The sequence below is a fragment of the Peteryoungia wuzhouensis genome, assembly GCF_003205195.1.
Classification (GTDB): Bacteria; Pseudomonadota; Alphaproteobacteria; order Rhizobiales; family Rhizobiaceae; genus Allorhizobium; species Allorhizobium wuzhouense.
Genome location: NZ_QJRY01000003.1, coordinates 214,133 through 229,533 on the forward strand (window position 1 = coordinate 214,133; position 15,401 = coordinate 229,533).

The following is a 15,401-nucleotide window of genomic DNA, read 5'->3' on the forward strand; positions in this document are numbered from 1 at the left end:
CTTGTTCCCCGGGCCTTTCCATCTCATATTGATGTCACGCATGCTGGGCTTCGCAGCGGCGCGGGGGTCATTCGGACCCCATCGTCAAACATCGAAGCTTTGAGAGAGGAAACCATGTCCGAACTTCGCAACTATCAGAGCCGCACGGGCCAAGCCCAGTCGGCCACGATGATCGACGAAGGTCTGCGCGCCTATATGCTGAAGGTGTATAACCTGATGGCTCTGGGCCTTGCCATCACCGGTATCGCAGCCTTCGCAACCTTTCAGCTCGCCGTATCGAATGGACAGCTAACCGGCTTCGGTCAGGCCATCTTCCTGAGCCCGCTCAAGTGGTTGGTGATCCTGGCGCCGGTCGCCATGGTCTTCTTCCTGAGTTTCCGCATCGAAAAGATGAGCGTGTCCGCAGCACAGACGACTTTCTGGGTCTATGCGGCCCTAATGGGCCTGTCGCTGTCGTCGATCTTCCTGATCTACACGGGCGCCAGCATCGTCCAGACCTTCTTCGTGACGGCCGCTTCGTTCGGCGCCCTGTCGCTCTATGGCTACACCACCAAGCGTAGCCTGTCGGCCATGGGTTCGTTCCTGATGATGGGTCTGTTCGGCCTGATCATCGCCTCGCTGGTCAACCTGTTCATGGCCTCGTCCGCTCTGGATTTTGCCATCTCGGTGATTGGCGTCTTGATCTTCGCGGGCCTCACCGCCTACGACACCCAGTCGATCAAGGAGTCCTATCATGAGGCCCATTCGAGCGAAGCCAGCGGTCGCTTGGCCATCATGGGCGCGCTCCGCCTCTACCTCGACTTCATCAACCTCTTCCTCTTCATGCTCCGTTTCCTCGGAAACCGGAACTGATCTTCAAGAAGAGTTCGATAAGTCAAACCCCGCTTCGGCGGGGTTTTTCTTTGCCTGAATGGTGGCGTGTTAAAAATGAGGTCCGCAGCCAAAAAGGCACAAAAAAACCTCCGGCTCACACCGGAGGTTTTTCAGGAATGCAGTTGAACGAAGAGAGGCTTATGCAGCTTCTTCCTGCGTATCGTCTTCCTCGATGGTCTTGCCGCGCTTCGGACCCTTGGCGAGGTTGACCTCGACCAAGCGAACGGCTTCCGTCTCGGACATCTTGTTCACGGCCGCGATTTCGCGGGCCATGCGGTCGAGGGCAGCTTCATACAGCTGACGCTCGGAATAGGACTGTTCCGGCTGGTTCTCGGCACGATAGAGATCGCGCACGACTTCCGCGATGGAAATCAGGTCACCGGAATTGATCTTGGCATCATATTCCTGAGCGCGGCGCGACCACATCGTGCGCTTGACGCGGGCCTTGCCCTGGACGACCTTCAGCGCACGCTCGACGAAGTCCGTCTCGGAGAGCTTGCGCATGCCGATGCTCACGGCCTTGGCGACCGGAACTTTCAGGCGCATCTTGTCCTTCTCGAAATCGATGACGAAAAGCTCAAGCTTCATGCCCGCCACTTCTTGCTCTTCGATAGCGGTGATGGTACCCACGCCGTGGGCAGGGTAGACGATCGACTCGCCGGTCTTGAAACCATGGCGCGCCGAGGAATTTTTCTTCTGCTGGGTCGTCATTCTATTCAAACACTCCCTGTTTTGCTCCCGGCATAATGCCGGCGCCGGGTCGGTCAGGCCCGGATGAGATGGAGAAGCCGCAAGGTCTGCCATCCTGATCCTTTCCGTCACAGAAAAACATCACCCTCGTCGCGACGGCGACACGACACGAAAGTGTCGTCTATGTCACGTAGACCGCGTCGGTGGTGAAGTTGCTTTCGTGATGGCTTAGGGCACACAAGTGCCACAAAGTGGAACAGTTCCAAGACGCTATCACAAAAAGACGAGGAAATCAATATTTTAGTGCAGCGCGCCATAAAGCTGGCGCACTCGGCGCCAGATTCTGGTCTCAGCGATGAAAATTAAGGCATGCGCAGGAAGCGTATACCGGCACCTGTCGCGAGTTTAGTCGCCGGAACCAGGCTGCTCGGAAAAGAACTTTTCGAACTTGCCGTCGACGCCGTCCATTTCCTTGGCTTCCGGCATCGGATCCTTCTTCACCGTGATGTTCGGCCAGATCTTCGCATAGTCCGCATTGATCTTCAGCCACTTGTCGAGACCCGGTTCGGTATCCGGCTTGATCGCCTCTGCCGGACATTCCGGCTCGCAAACGCCGCAGTCGATGCATTCGTCCGGATGAATGACGAGGAAGTTTTCGCCCTCATAAAAGCAGTCGACCGGGCAGACCTCGACACAATCGGTGTATTTGCAGCGGATGCAGTTGTCAGTGACGATATAGGTCATGCGGCACTCCAGGATGACGTTCGCAAACGGCAGGAAAGAGAACGAACACGTTGTTCCGTCTGGCCTTGGTGGCTGAAAACGGAGGCTCGTGCCCCACCGGGATTTCTGTCGGACAGGGTTGTGAGCTACTGTGTAATCGGAATCAAGGCAAGGATAAACAATCCGCTATTCTGCCGCAGGCGGACAAATTTTCTAATCGTCACCCCAATCGGGCCCGGACCTGAGATCTCGAAGCGCGCGCGCCTCTTTCTTGGTCGGCCGTCCCGATCCTGGCGCACGGACCGCCTGATCCAAAGGTGAGAACGGCCCCTTCTCGCGCGGAGGAGTGAGGTCCTCATAGAGAAGCCGAGCCTCTTCATAAGGCCCCCGGCGCTCACCCGGAAGCTTGACGACCAGAACCAGATCGCGCTCGGGCATGGCAATCTCCAGCCTGTCTCCGATCTTCAATCCATGGCTCGGCTGGCGAACGGTCGCGCCATTGACCTTCACATGACCGGCTGACACCCGCTCCTGGGCAAGGCTGCGTGATTTTGCCACACGGGCGAAGAAGAGCCACTTGTCGATGCGCTGACGCGAACCGCTTTGTGGCTGCTTCTCGTCCATGTCACTTCTTCATCTGTTCCTTGAGCGCGGCCAGCTTGGCGAAGGGCGAATCCGGATCAATAGGCTTCTCCTTGCGCGGCGGCTTGGCTTCGAAGCGCGCGGGCTGCGACTTGTTGGCATCGCGTTCCGGGCGCGGACCGCGATCCTTGCGATCGCCACGGTCCTGGCGATCACCCTTGCCGGCAAACTTGCCACGTCCGCCTTCCGGCTGGTCGCGACGGCCGTCCGGGCGGCGGTTATCGCGGCGATTGTCACCGCGCGGCTCACCCGTTGCCTGCCCATCGCCCGCAGCGGCACGCTGGCCATGATTGGCCCCGCGACGATCACCGGCAGCCCGACCGGCAGGACGCTGGTTGTCGTTGCGACCACCCGGCCGCCACAGAAGAACCGGTTTAGGCTCGGCAGCATCGGCAGGCTCTGCGGCTGCAACACCCTCTTCAGCGACCGTGACATTTTCCGGAGCAGCCGCTTCGGCTACCGGCTCGGACACCGCCGTCTCCGGCTCTGCATCCGCTGCAGGCTGGTCGGCATCGTCAACGGTGTCAGCCTCGGGCTTCGCAGCCTCGGCAGTTTCCGAAGCGCTCGGCTTGTGGGCGGCCAGGAAGGCGGCTGCTTCTTCGGCACTCACGCTGTCGGCACGGTAACCGAGACCCTTCAGAATCTCTTCCATGTCGTCAGGGGTTGCCCCAAGGATCGACAGCATAGCAGTCGTCGTGACGAAGCGTCGCCCGTCATAGGCACCATCCGGACGGGCGTTCGAGCCCGGCTTCCACTGCAACAGAGGACGGATCAGATCAGCCAGGCGCTCCAGGATATCGATGCGTACGGCGCGCTTGCCGAGGAAGCGGAAGCCAGCGAGCTTGTAGAACATGCGCTCATAGCTGGCATCGGTGACAACAGAAGTACGACCGGCGGCAAGCACCGGAATGAGATCACCATAACCCGGCTTGTCCAGGCCATCATGCTTCAGGGCCCAGAGAAGCGTGATCAGTTCCGCCGGAGCAGGCTTGAGCAGCGCCGGCATGAAGATGTGATAGGCACCGAAACGCACGCCGTAGCGTCGCATGGAAGCGCGACCATCCTGATCAAGCGACTTGACGTCGTCGGCGACATCGCGGCGGAAGAGGACGCCCAGGTTCTCGACGAGCTGGAATGCGAGACCCTTGGCCAGACCCTGCAGGTCTTCGGCGCGCGAGAGGTCGTCGAGCGGCTTCAGCAAGGTCGAGATGTGATGATTGACGAAGCGCTCGATACGGGCTGCCACGTGATCACGGGCGGCACCCGTCAGTTGCTCGTCGGCCAAAACAATAACGCGCGGGTGAAGGATGTGGTCGGTGCCGACAAGGCGGGCGACCGGATCGCCGACCCAGCGCACCAAGCCGTCCGAGCCGATGGCAAGGTCGCCATTGCCGGATGCATGCAGCCGCGCGGCACGCGCCTCGAATTCGAGTGCCAACGCCCGATGGGCCGCAGCCTCAACAGCCTTGGCATCCGGACCTTCCATGCCGGAAATCGGCGTGAACCGGAAACCGGAGAGTTGTCCCATGGCATGGCCTTCCACGAAGACATCGCCGTTCACACTGATTTCAGCTTCCAACATTGCATTCTCTCTCAAGCGCTTCATGAGCACAGATGTCCTGCGATCAACAAAGCGTTTCGTCAACCGTTCATGTAACGCATCGGACAATCGGTCTTCGATTTCCCGCGTCTTTTCTTGCCAGTGTGTCGGATCGGCAAGCCAGCCGGGCCGATTCGACACGTAAGTCCAGGTTCTTATCTGCGCGATTCGCGCCGATAATGTATCAATTTCACCATCCGTACGATCGGCCCGACGCACTTGATCGGCGAGAAAATCTTCATTCACCGTACCGCGCCGAACCAGATCGAAATAAAGGCTCTGGATGAGATCTGCATGCTGTGCCGCTGTAATGCGCCGATAGTCGGGCAGTGCGCAGGCCTCCCAGAGTTTTTCGACACGCTCCGGCCGGTCTGCGATATCGGCGATCTCCGGATAGCGCGACAGGAACTCCAGCGCCTGCTGGTCCGTCGCCGGAAGGGCCCGCGTCAATCCTTCGATCCTCGGAACGGCGTCGAGGCTGCGTTGCAGGCCTGAAATTGACGAATAATCGAATTGTGCAGTGCGCCACTGCAAGACTTTGACCGGATCGAAGACATGCGTCTCCAACCGCTCCACCAGTTCGTCGTCGAAGGGATTGACCCGTCCGGTCACCCCGAAAGTGCCATCCTTGATATGGCGCCCGGCACGCCCTGCAATCTGCCCGAGCTCGCCGGAATTCAGATTGCGGAATTGGTATCCATCGAACTTTCGATCCTGCGCGAAGGCAACATGATCGACATCAAGGTTTAGGCCCATGCCGATCGCGTCTGTGGCAACGAGATATTCGACGTCACCCTCCTGATAAAGGCCGACCTGCGCATTGCGGGTCCGGGGACTGAGGGCCCCGAGGACCACGGCGGCACCACCACGCTGGCGGCGGATGAGCTCGGCAATCGCATAAACCTCGTCGGCCGAAAAGGCGACGATGGCCGTGCGCTGCGGCAGGCGGGTAATTTTCTTCTGCCCGGCATAGAAAAGCTGCGACAGGCGCGGGCGTTCGACGATCGTGACCCCCGGCAGCAGCTGCAGCAGGATCGATTTCATCGTAGCCGACCCGAGCAGCAGCGTCTCTTCGCGACCGCGCAGATGCAGGAGGCGATCAGTGAAGATATGCCCCCTTTCGAGGTCACCCGCCAATTGGATCTCGTCGATCGCGACGAACGCGGCTTTCGTTTCGCGCGGAAGAGCCTCGACCGTGCAGACCGAGAAACGGGCGTTCGGCGGGCTGATCTTCTCTTCGCCGGTCACCAGAGCAACGTTTTTCACGCCGACCCGCTCGACCACCCGCGTGTAGACTTCGCGCGCCAGCAAGCGCAACGGCAGGCCGATCATACCCGACCCATGGGCGACCATGCGTTCAATGGCGAAATGGGTCTTACCGGTATTCGTCGGCCCCAGCACAGCAGAAACGCCGCGACCGCTCAAAATCATGGGGTGGGAATTCAATGACCGCTCCACTTGTCGGACGCCCGTCTCCTCGACGTCAGGCTGCCCTTGGCCAACACATGGCGACGAACACGGGCAAAGGCAAGTCGCGAGTCAGAAAGCCCCGGAAAAACCTGACAACTGTCTGATCGGAATCAATTTTCCACGGTGGAACACTGAGCGAACGAATCGGCGACGAATCGTTGACTCGGCTGAGTCCGGCTTTGTTCACGGCTAGATGTCGAAATGAGTCGGGCACTTCGACACAAAATGCTGAATCATCGGAATCGCTTAGGGCAACCGCAAATGCCCGGCGACAAGCTGATAGCCCTCGTGGAACCTCGGTCTTCATCACAGCGTTTTGGGCGTCGAGGTACCCTATGATGACGCTGACGCCCCCACCTGCCCACTGGATCGGATCCGGAGAGATCCAGCAAAATTTCGTCCTGATTCACGGCATGGTCATGGCCCCCTCCTTTTGGGAGGCCTATGCGCCAGCCGCCGTGCGTCATGGTCAATCGCTGGCTTATCCTCTGCCCGGTCATCACCCATGGCAGCTCGACAAGCCGGGCCAGTCACCCCAGGCACAAGAGGTTGCCAGTGCCTATGCAAGCGCGATCAGACGCGATTTCGGCGGCGAACCGGTCAATCTTGTCGGTCATTCCACGGGCGGCTTCGTGGCCCTGCTGATCGCACGCGATTATCCCGAACTCGTGAAATCCGTCATCTTGATCGGCGCCTTTGCCTGTGGCCGCTTCGAGGGGCAGGAGCGGCTGGCGGCCCGTCTCCTGCGCGTGCCGCATGTCGGCCCATATCTCTTTCGACAATTCTTCAACCGCTGGATCGCAACTCCCGAACAATTCCGCTGGGGTTCCATCGAATGCGTCTACGACAAGAACTGCCCCTGGCAGAACGAAAAGGCGACCGAGGCGATGGAGGAAGTCCGCCAGCAATTGGCCCGCGCGCGACCCGAAGACATAGCGGCGTGTATCCGCTTTATGTCCGACACGAGCCTGCTCCACGATCTGGCCAAGATCACCGTCCCCGTTCTCAATATTGTCGGCAACAATGATGCAATCGTTCCGCCCGCTCATCAGTTGCGTGTTTCCCGGTTGATGAAGCGCGTTCAGACCGTCATCCTCAACAATTGCGGCCATCTGCCGATGGTGGAGCACCAGGAAAGGACGGAGCGGATTATTGGCTCGTTCATCGATACGATGGAAGCGATCCACGTCCAGCCCGGCGTCCGGGGGATGTCATTTGCACGGTCGGCTGTCGATGACACGCTCCGGCTTCTGGCGGCAGCGACACAGCGAAGGGAACAAACTGGCGTCAGTTGCGTTCAGTCGCACAGAACGCAATGTTCCACATCGGCTTAGGAGAGGCCCCACATGAGTACAATTCTCATCGTCATTCTAATTCTGCTGCTTGTCGGCGCGCTGCCGACCTGGGGGCATAGCCGCAGCTGGGGCTACGGCCCGTCGGGCGGTCTTGGACTGGTGCTGCTCATTCTCATCATCCTGATGTTGATGGGTCGGATTTAACGCGAGTAAAAAAGGGATAGGACGATGAAGAAGATCATTTTGGCAATCGCATTGATCGCACCGCTGGCGTCTTGCACGCAGACTGAGCGTGGCGCGGGCATCGGCGCCGCTTCCGGCGCCATCATCGGTGGCGTTGCTACCGGCAACGTCCGCGGCGCAGCCGTTGGCGCGGCAGTCGGCGGTGTCGCTGGCGCCCTGATCGGCAACTCGCAGGAACGCTCCGGCTACTGCGTCTACCGTGACCGCTACGGCCGCACTTACGAAGCGCGTTGCCGCTAACGGATCGATCCATGAAAAAGGCCGCCGAACCTTGGTTCGGCGGCCTTTTTCATGACACTGTTCATGACACTGTTAACGTCTCGATCAAAGCCGGAACGAATCGGCGACGAATCGCAGACACAGGGATTTTCCCGTTTCGTTCACCACTATATCCTGTGGAATTACAGTTGGTTAACCATAGGACGCAGTGGATATTAAGACTTCGGGCGCAATCCGTTCGACCCCAATCTTAACGGTTTCGCGAAAGACACGGTCGATCAGACGAAGAACTGACCGCCATTGGCCGAGATGGTCGATCCCGTAATGAAGCCGGCATCATCGGACGCAAGGAAGACCACGCAGCGTGCGATTTCTTCCGGTTCGCCGAGACGACCGACCGGGATTTGCGGGATGATACGCTCGTTCAATACCTTTTCCGGGATCGCGCGCACCATCTCTGTACCGATATAGCCTGGGCAGATGGCGTTGACTGTAATGCCCTTCGCAGCCCCCTCCTGAGCGAGCGACTTGGTGAAGCCGAGATCGCCCGCCTTGGCGGCGGAATAATTCGCCTGGCCCATTTGGCCCTTCTGGCCATTGATCGACGAAATATTGATCACGCGGCCGAAGCTGCGGTCACGCATGCCGGTCCAGACCGGATGGGTCATGTTGAAGAGGCCGGTAAGGTTGGTGTTGATGACCTCGTTCCACTGATCCGGCGTCATCTTGTGGAACATGGCGTCGCGCGTGATGCCGGCATTGTTGACCAGCACTTCGACCGGACCCAGCGCAGCCTCAACAGCAGCGATCCCGTCGACGCAGGCCTGATAGCTGGACACGTCCCACTTGAACACCGGTATGCCGGTCTCGGCCTCGAAAGCCCTCGCCTTCTCCTCATTCCCCGCGAAGTTGGCGGCCACCTTGTAGCCGGCATTCTTCAAAGCGATTGAGATTGCCGCGCCGATGCCACGCGTCCCCCCGGTCACCAAAGCCACTCTGCTCATGCTGTCCTCCCCGTTTTTTCTGTAAGGGTTTCCCGTCTGAATCAACCGTTACGGTTCCCGTCGCAACGGCATGGCTTAGCCATCCCGGCTGCAGACCGGGACGGAGATTGGTGATGTGTCAATGTTGAGCCGATGCCATCAAGGCTGCCCAGATCAGAAGGCCTCAAGGCACATGGCGACACCCATGCCGCCGCCGATGCAGAGGGTCGCAAGTCCCTTCTTGGCACCACGGCGCTTCATCTCGAACACCAGCGTATTGAGGATGCGTGCACCGGAAGCACCGACCGGATGACCGATGGCAATGGCGCCGCCATTGACGTTGACGATCGAAGTATCCCAGCCGAGATCCTTGTTGACCGCGCAAGCCTGGGCAGCAAAGGCCTCATTGGCTTCCACGAGATCGAGATCGGTGACCTTCCAGCCAGCCTTTTCAAGCGCCTTGCGCGATGCAGGGATAGGCCCGGTGCCCATGATCTTGGGATCGACGCCGGCAGTAGCCCACGAGGCGATACGAACGAGCGGCGTGATGCCACGGCGGACGGCCTCGGCCTCGGTCATCAGGAGTGCAGCGGCAGCCCCATCATTGATACCAGAGGCATTGCCTGCCGTGACCGTCCCATCCTTGTCAAAGGCCGGCTTCAGCTTCTGCAGACTTTCGAGCGTGGCACCCAGACGAATGTACTCATCCTGGTCAACGGTCACATCACCCTTGCGCCCCGGCACGACGACCGGCACGATCTCGTCCTTGAAACGACCGGCGACCTGGGCTGCCTCGGCCTTGTTCTGCGAGGCAAGCGCAAAAGCGTCCTGCTCATCGCGGGTCAACTGCCATTGACGCGCGACGTTTTCCGCTGTCGTGCCCATCAGATAGCCGTAGAAGGCGTCGGTCAGACCGTCCTTCATCATGGTGTCGATCATCTTGAGATCGCCCATCTTGGTGCCGTTGCGCAGATGCGCGCAATGCGGCGCCATGGACATGGATTCCTGTCCGCCGGCAATGATGATCTTTGCGTCACCCGTGGCGATCTGCTGCATGCCGATGGCAACAGCGCGCAAGCCAGAACCGCAGAGCTGATTGAGGCCCCAGGCTGTCGCTTCCTGCGGAATTCCGGCCTTCATTGCGGCCTGGCGTGCCGGGTTCTGCCCCTGCCCCGCGGTGAGGATCTGCCCGAGGATGACTTCGTCCACTTCGCCCGCCTCGATGCCCGCGCGCTCCAGCACACCCTTGATGACCACAGCGCCGAGATCATGCGCGGCAACCGAGGACAGGGCACCATTGAACGAACCGACAGGAGTTCTGGCAGCGCTGGCAATGACGATGGACGGACTGGTCATGGACGTCTCCTCCGAAATGTTTGTGTTTCGAAAGAAACTGTCAAAGACTGCAGCCGGTGTCAAACAGGATAAACCCGCTTGCTTCGTTCTTTGGTTGCAGGATCCTGTCTTTCGTCAAATCGCTTTCGTGCGTTGCACAAAGAGATTGTCACCAGCCTTCATTTGCGCTTACATTCGCAGCTGGGAAGAGCAAAAATAACCGAAAAACGACGGGTTAGGAGATAACAATGGCCAAAGCCGATGGCGAAATCGTGATCAAGAAATACGCCAATCGACGCCTCTACAACACCGGCACGAGCACATACGTGACGCTTGAGGACTTGGCCAAGATGGTCAAGAAGGGCGAGGATTTCATCGTCCAGGACGCCAAGTCCGGCGAAGATATCACCCACTCGGTCCTGACCCAGATCATCTTCGAACAGGAGTCGAAGACGGGCAATACATTGCTTCCGATCTCCTTCCTGCGCCAGTTGATCAGCTATTACGGCGATCAGATGCAGATGGTGGTCCCAAGCTTTCTCGAACACTCGATGAAAGCCTTCACCGAGCAGCAGACCCAGATGCGCGAACAGATGACCAAGGCCTTCGGCGATCACCCGCTGTCGAAGAACCTGCAGATGCCGATCCAGTTGATGGAAGAGCAGGTCAAGCGCAACACCGAGATGTTCCAGCAGGCCATGCAGATGTTCTCCCCCTTCCTTGGCGGCCAGCAGCCAGCCAAAGAGACCCGCAAGGCGGAGGCCAAAGATATCGATGAGTTGAAGGAGCAGCTGCGCTCGCTTCAAAGCAAGCTCGACAATCTCTGATCTTGTTCAAGGCCCCTCTCCGGGGCCTTTTCAATTCGCGCAGAGATCAGAGCCCGATCGATACGTCGCGGCCCGCCGCGCGATTGGATATGGTGAACCCTGCGACGACATCGATGAAGGCGATCACCATCAGCGTGAAGAACAGCTGGGTGGCGGCGTCGCGGACCAATAGGAACTCGACGAGGAAAACCACGAAAACCAGCATCGACAGCATGTGATTGATAAGTGAACCGCGATTGCTCATCGTCGCCTTCAAGACTTCGAAGAACAGCGCGACCAGCGCGGTCAGCACCAGCACATCACCGAGTGTCATTGTCCAGATGGCGCCCGACAGCATCGGCACTGTCACCAGTGTCGCGGCGAAAGACGGCAGGCCACTCCCCAGCATGACGGCATTGTAAAAGACGAACGGCACGATCATCAGGGGTATTGCGATAAACATCAGGCATCCTTCCTCACCAGGAGCTCCCCTGCCCTGTCGGGCGGCCCACTCCAGCATGAGTTAACAATGCCTTGACTAAAAAAGTAAAGGCCGGCGCAATGGCCGGCCTTTAACAATCAGGACATCGCGCAGAAATTATGCGCTTTCCTTCGGCGTCAGAACCTGACGGCCGCGATACATACCGGTCTTCAGATCGATATGATGCGGGCGACGCAGTTCGCCGGAATTCTTGTCCTCGACATAGGTCGCGGCTTTCAGGGCGTCCGCAGAACGGCGCATACCGCGCTTCGACGGGCTTGTTTTTCTCTTCGGTACAGCCATTTTCGTTACTCCACGTGACGGTGCAAAACAGGTTTAGCGGCCTCGATGAGGCCGGACAGAACCTGTCGCGAACTCGGATTTTGGCGGGCTTATACATGCCTGCGAGGGCTTTGACCAGTCCCCGGCTTGATTTTTTCGAGCCCTTCTGAACTACGCCTCAGGCTTCGTCCTCGGGCACGATCCAGCTTTCGGCAAGTGCAGCCGTCTCCCATGCCATCCAGGCGGGATGGGCCTTGATGGCCGCCATATAGTCCAATGTATCCTGATCGCTGACGAGATCATAGGCTGAAAACCGATTGACCACCGACGCGAACATCGCATCGGCGGCACTGAACGGGCCAAACAGGAAGGGGCCGCCGGACATCTGCCGCATGTCGCGCCAGATCGCCTCGATCCGCCGTACATTGGCTTCGACCCCGACCGGCAGTTCGATGGCCCGCACGGGCCGGCGCATGTTCATCGGGCAGGCGCCTCTCAACGCATGGAAACCCGACAGCATCTCCATCGACACCGACCTTGCCATGCTGCGGAATCCTGGATCTTTCGGCCAAAGCCCTGCATCGGGGAAGAGTTCGGCGACATATTCGATGATGGCGAGCGATTCCCAAACCCTAATCCCGCCATGGCGCAGGACCGGTACCCGCCCTGTGGGCGACAATTCGCGAAACTGCGGGTTCGTCGCACCGGGACCGAAGGGGATCAACACTTCACGAAAAGGGATCCCTGCCGCAGTCAACGCGATCCAGGGCCGGAAGGACCACGACGAATAGTTCTTGTTGGCAATGTAGAGGGTCAGGTCGGACATCGGCGCCTCCGGTTCAGGTCACGGATACGTTAGATGTATTGCCGCCGAACGACCAACGAGACTTGCTGATCTCACTCATACAGGCAGGTGATGTATTCGCCCGAGCGCTTCGCCCTCCGATCAACGACATTCGCGAGACGCTGCATACCTTTGCCCGGTTTGCTGGCAACGCGATCAATCGGATTGGGGAGCGCGACGGCAAGCAGCGCCGCCTGACGGGCGCTGAGCTTCGCCGCAGATGTCTTGAAGTGATATCGGGCCGCAGCCTCGATGCCGTAGATGCCGGGACCCCACTCGGCGATATTGAGATAGATCTCCATCGTCCTTTCCTTCGGCCAGACGGCATCGGCGGCAAGCGCAAGGGGCAGTTCAAGCCCCTTGCGGATGAAGGAACGACTGTTCCAGAGAAAGAGATTCTTCGCCGTCTGCATCGGGATCGTGCTGGCACCACGGGTCGCCTCGCCGGCGATCGCGTCGTCAACGACACCCTTTAACTGGCCCCAATCCACACCATCATGGCTGCAGAACTGTCCGTCTTCGGACATCATCACAGCCCGCACCACATTGGGAGAGATGTCCTCGAAATCGACCCAGCGGCGATCATACCCCTGCAATGTCACGAGATCGGCAAGCATGAGGGTGGATACCGGATGGATGAAATCCAATCGGTAAAGCAGGATGAGGACATAAGGCGCAAAGACAAAGGCGACGATACCGATGGCGATACGACGCCATAGTTTCGAGCGCTCCTGGCCTTCCTCAACCGGGGCTTCCTCTTTCTCCTGCTCCAAGGTCTGCACGTCCGCTGTCAAAGAAGATCGATCCACTCATCTCGGGGGCTCGCCTGTCATACGCATCCTCTCGGCGATTGACCAGTAGACGAGGGCCAAACTCCCGGGCCTGTGACGGAATTTCCCGTTGCCACTCCAGGGGTCCCGTGCGAAATAGCCCCCATGAGCCCGTCTTCGACCTCCTTCGAGCAGAATCTTGCGCGCCATGCAGCATCGGTGGAAGCCCGCCTGGGCTTGCTCCTTGATGCGCGGCCCCGCGCTGGCGAAATCGCACGTCCGCAGAGACTGATCGAAGCGATGCATTACGGCGCATTGAACGGTGGCAAGCGCCTGCGGCCCTATCTCGCGCTTGAAGCAACCCGCCTGTTCGGCGGCGATGAGGAAGCGGCCCTGCAGGTCGGCTGTGCGCTCGAATGCCTGCACAGCTATTCGCTTGTTCATGACGACCTCCCGGCCATGGACGACGACGACCTGCGGCGCGGCAAGCCGACCGTGCACATCGCCTATGACTACGCGACCGCAATTCTCGCCGGCGACGGCTTGCTTACCTATGCCTTCGACATTATCGCGGCCCCCGAAACACCGTTGCCGGATAGCGCAAAGGCGGCCCTGATCCTGGAACTCGCCCGCGCAGCCGGCATTGGCGGCATGGCGGGTGGTCAAGCGCTCGATCTGGCAGCCGAAACGCAAGCGCCTGACGAAGCCGGCATTGTGCTGCTCCAGTCGATGAAGACCGGCGCCCTCCTGCGCTTTGCCTGTGAGGCCGGCGCCATCATCTCCGGACGCGGTGGCGAGGACCGGGCAAAGCTGCGCCGTTTCGGCGAAGTGATTGGTCGCGCCTTCCAGCTGGCAGACGACCTGCTGGATCTGACGGCGGACGCCGCCACCATGGGCAAGGCAACCGGCAAGGATGCGGCCAAAGGCAAGGGCACGCTCGTTGCGCTCAAGGGTCAAGCCTGGGCTGAGGCCGAACTCAAGCGCCTGGTGGATGCCGCCAGCGAGGAACTCGCCACCTATGGAGAGGCAGCGACCGCACTGACCGAAGCAGCCCGTTTCATCGCATACAGGAAGAATTGACATGAGCCGTTTCTGGTCGACCGCCGTCCATGAGCTTGAGCCCTATGTGGCTGGCGAACAGCCGAAGATCCCGGGCCTGGTGAAGCTCAACACCAATGAAAACCCGTTCGGCCCTTCACCGCACGTGCTGGAGGCGATTGCCGCCGCTTCGGGAGACCGTCTTCGGCTCTACCCGGACCCATCGTCCTCGCGCCTGCGTGAGACCCTTGCTGTAAACTTTGGCCTTGATGCGGAGCAGGTCTTTGTTGGCAATGGCTCGGACGAGGTTCTCGCCTTCACCTTCGCAGCGCTGCTGAAGCACGACAAGCCGCTGCTCTATCCCGACATCACCTACAGCTTCTACAAGACCTACGCCCGGCTCTTCGAAATCAACGTAGAGGAAGTGCCGGTCGATGAAGGCATGCGTATCCGCATCGGTGACTACGACCGTCCTTGCGGCGCCGTCATCATCGCCAACCCGAACGCCCCGACAGGCATTGCGCTGCCTCTCTCGGAGATCGAGGCCCTCGTCGCCGCCCACCCGGATCAGGTGGTGGTCATCGACGAAGCCTATGTCGACTTCGGCGGCGAGACGGCAGCAAGCCTCATTCCTCGTTATGACAACCTGCTGGTCGTGCACACTTTCTCCAAATCGCGCTCGCTGGCGGGCCTTCGCGTCGGCTTCGCACTCGGCCAACGTCCGCTGATCGAGGCGCTGGAACGGATGAAGGACAGCTTCAATTCCTATCCGCTCGATACACTCGCCCAGGCCGCCGCCAACGCTGCAGTCGAAGACAAGTCCTGGTTCGAGCAGACCCGCAACCAGATCATCGCAAACCGCGACATGGTGACGGCGGAACTTCAGGCACGGGGTTTCGACGTATTGCCGTCCTCGGCGAACTTCGTCTTTGCCCGCCATCCCGCGCACCAGGGCGCCGATCTGGCACGGGGTCTGCGCGAGCGCGCAGTGCTTGTCCGGCATTTTGGCAAACCGCGCATCTCTGACTTCCTCCGGGTGACCATCGGCACCACAGAGGAATGCCATCAGTTTTTGACTGCGATCGATCAAATCATCTGACGTGTGCA

General features: G+C 59.6%; 17 protein-coding genes. 7 read left to right on the forward strand and 10 right to left on the reverse strand.

Annotated features, from left to right (window positions below; all coding sequences use genetic code 11):
- The first annotated feature begins 114 nt into the window (after positions 1 to 114).
- On the forward strand, positions 115 to 852 hold the full coding sequence (locus tag DMY87_RS10210) for a Bax inhibitor-1/YccA family protein (protein WP_110791198.1): 738 nt from the start codon (positions 115 to 117) through the stop codon (positions 850 to 852).
- A gap of 159 nt (positions 853 to 1,011) precedes the next feature.
- On the opposite strand, the gene DMY87_RS10215 is transcribed toward DMY87_RS10210, so the two are convergent.
- From DMY87_RS10215 to DMY87_RS10230, 4 genes are all read right to left on the reverse strand, one after another.
- Complete coding sequence (locus DMY87_RS10215; RefSeq protein WP_110791199.1) at positions 1,012 to 1,584, reverse strand: CarD family transcriptional regulator; 573 nt, start codon at positions 1,582 to 1,584, stop codon at positions 1,012 to 1,014.
- 384 nt (positions 1,585 to 1,968) lie between these two features.
- Positions 1,969 to 2,307, reverse strand: coding sequence for a ferredoxin FdxA (gene fdxA / locus DMY87_RS10220; RefSeq protein ID WP_110791200.1), 339 nt, complete (start codon positions 2,305 to 2,307; stop codon positions 1,969 to 1,971).
- 192 nt (positions 2,308 to 2,499) lie between these two features.
- Positions 2,500 to 2,910 carry an RNA-binding S4 domain-containing protein gene (locus DMY87_RS10225; RefSeq protein ID WP_110791201.1) on the reverse strand — a complete coding sequence of 137 codons (411 nt, stop codon included), beginning with the start codon at positions 2,908 to 2,910 and terminating at the stop codon, positions 2,500 to 2,502.
- Position 2,911: 1 nt separating this feature from the next.
- Positions 2,912 to 5,959, reverse strand: coding sequence for a helicase-related protein (locus DMY87_RS10230; protein ID WP_110791202.1), 3,048 nt, complete (start codon positions 5,957 to 5,959; stop codon positions 2,912 to 2,914).
- 218 nt (positions 5,960 to 6,177) lie between these two features.
- Between DMY87_RS10230 and DMY87_RS10235 the strand changes: the two genes are divergently transcribed.
- The 3 genes from DMY87_RS10235 to DMY87_RS10245 are packed head-to-tail and all read left to right on the forward strand — an operon-like array spanning position 6,178 to position 7,776.
- Positions 6,178 to 7,332 (forward strand): alpha/beta fold hydrolase, encoded by a 1,155-nt coding sequence (locus DMY87_RS10235; protein ID WP_245408879.1) that lies wholly within the window; start codon positions 6,178 to 6,180, stop codon positions 7,330 to 7,332.
- A gap of 12 nt (positions 7,333 to 7,344) precedes the next feature.
- Positions 7,345 to 7,497: a DUF3309 family protein gene (locus DMY87_RS10240; RefSeq protein ID WP_110791203.1), complete on the forward strand. Its 153-nt coding sequence runs from the start codon at positions 7,345 to 7,347 to the stop codon at positions 7,495 to 7,497.
- A 24-nt stretch (positions 7,498 to 7,521) separates the two neighbouring features.
- Positions 7,522 to 7,776 carry a glycine zipper domain-containing protein gene (locus tag DMY87_RS10245; RefSeq protein ID WP_110791204.1) on the forward strand — a complete coding sequence of 85 codons (255 nt, stop codon included), beginning with the start codon at positions 7,522 to 7,524 and terminating at the stop codon, positions 7,774 to 7,776.
- A 257-nt stretch (positions 7,777 to 8,033) separates the two neighbouring features.
- On the opposite strand, the gene phbB is transcribed toward DMY87_RS10245, so the two are convergent.
- Entirely contained in the window at positions 8,034 to 8,759 is a 726-nt protein-coding gene (gene phbB, locus DMY87_RS10250) for a beta-ketoacyl-ACP reductase (RefSeq protein WP_110791205.1), read from the reverse strand.
- Between the two features lie 153 nt (positions 8,760 to 8,912).
- Positions 8,913 to 10,094, reverse strand: coding sequence for an acetyl-CoA C-acetyltransferase (locus DMY87_RS10255; protein WP_110791206.1), 1,182 nt, complete (start codon positions 10,092 to 10,094; stop codon positions 8,913 to 8,915).
- A 227-nt stretch (positions 10,095 to 10,321) separates the two neighbouring features.
- Here DMY87_RS10255 and phaR point away from each other — a divergent pair, with 227 nt between their 5' ends.
- On the forward strand, positions 10,322 to 10,900 hold the full coding sequence (gene phaR, locus DMY87_RS10260; protein ID WP_110791207.1) for a polyhydroxyalkanoate synthesis repressor PhaR: 579 nt from the start codon (positions 10,322 to 10,324) through the stop codon (positions 10,898 to 10,900).
- A gap of 46 nt (positions 10,901 to 10,946) precedes the next feature.
- Here the strand turns inward: phaR and DMY87_RS10265 are convergent, their stop codons facing one another.
- From DMY87_RS10265 to mtgA, 4 genes are all read right to left on the reverse strand, one after another.
- Complete coding sequence (locus DMY87_RS10265; protein WP_110791208.1) at positions 10,947 to 11,342, reverse strand: hypothetical protein; 396 nt, start codon at positions 11,340 to 11,342, stop codon at positions 10,947 to 10,949.
- A 135-nt stretch (positions 11,343 to 11,477) separates the two neighbouring features.
- On the reverse strand, positions 11,478 to 11,663 hold the full coding sequence (rpmF, locus tag DMY87_RS10270; protein ID WP_016556742.1) for a 50S ribosomal protein L32: 186 nt from the start codon (positions 11,661 to 11,663) through the stop codon (positions 11,478 to 11,480).
- A 157-nt stretch (positions 11,664 to 11,820) separates the two neighbouring features.
- Positions 11,821 to 12,468, reverse strand: a complete 648-nt coding sequence (locus DMY87_RS10275; RefSeq protein ID WP_110791209.1) for a glutathione S-transferase family protein — start codon at positions 12,466 to 12,468, stop codon at positions 11,821 to 11,823.
- A 71-nt stretch (positions 12,469 to 12,539) separates the two neighbouring features.
- Positions 12,540 to 13,193, reverse strand: a complete 654-nt coding sequence (gene mtgA, locus DMY87_RS10280; protein ID WP_425353493.1) for a monofunctional biosynthetic peptidoglycan transglycosylase — start codon at positions 13,191 to 13,193, stop codon at positions 12,540 to 12,542.
- A 228-nt stretch (positions 13,194 to 13,421) separates the two neighbouring features.
- Here mtgA and DMY87_RS10285 point away from each other — a divergent pair, with 228 nt between their 5' ends.
- Positions 13,422 to 14,336 (forward strand): polyprenyl synthetase family protein, encoded by a 915-nt coding sequence (locus DMY87_RS10285; protein WP_110791211.1) that lies wholly within the window; start codon positions 13,422 to 13,424, stop codon positions 14,334 to 14,336.
- Between the two features lies 1 nt (position 14,337).
- Complete coding sequence (hisC, locus tag DMY87_RS10290; RefSeq protein WP_110791212.1) at positions 14,338 to 15,393, forward strand: histidinol-phosphate transaminase; 1,056 nt, start codon at positions 14,338 to 14,340, stop codon at positions 15,391 to 15,393.
- The last annotated feature ends 8 nt before the right edge of the window (positions 15,394 to 15,401 follow it).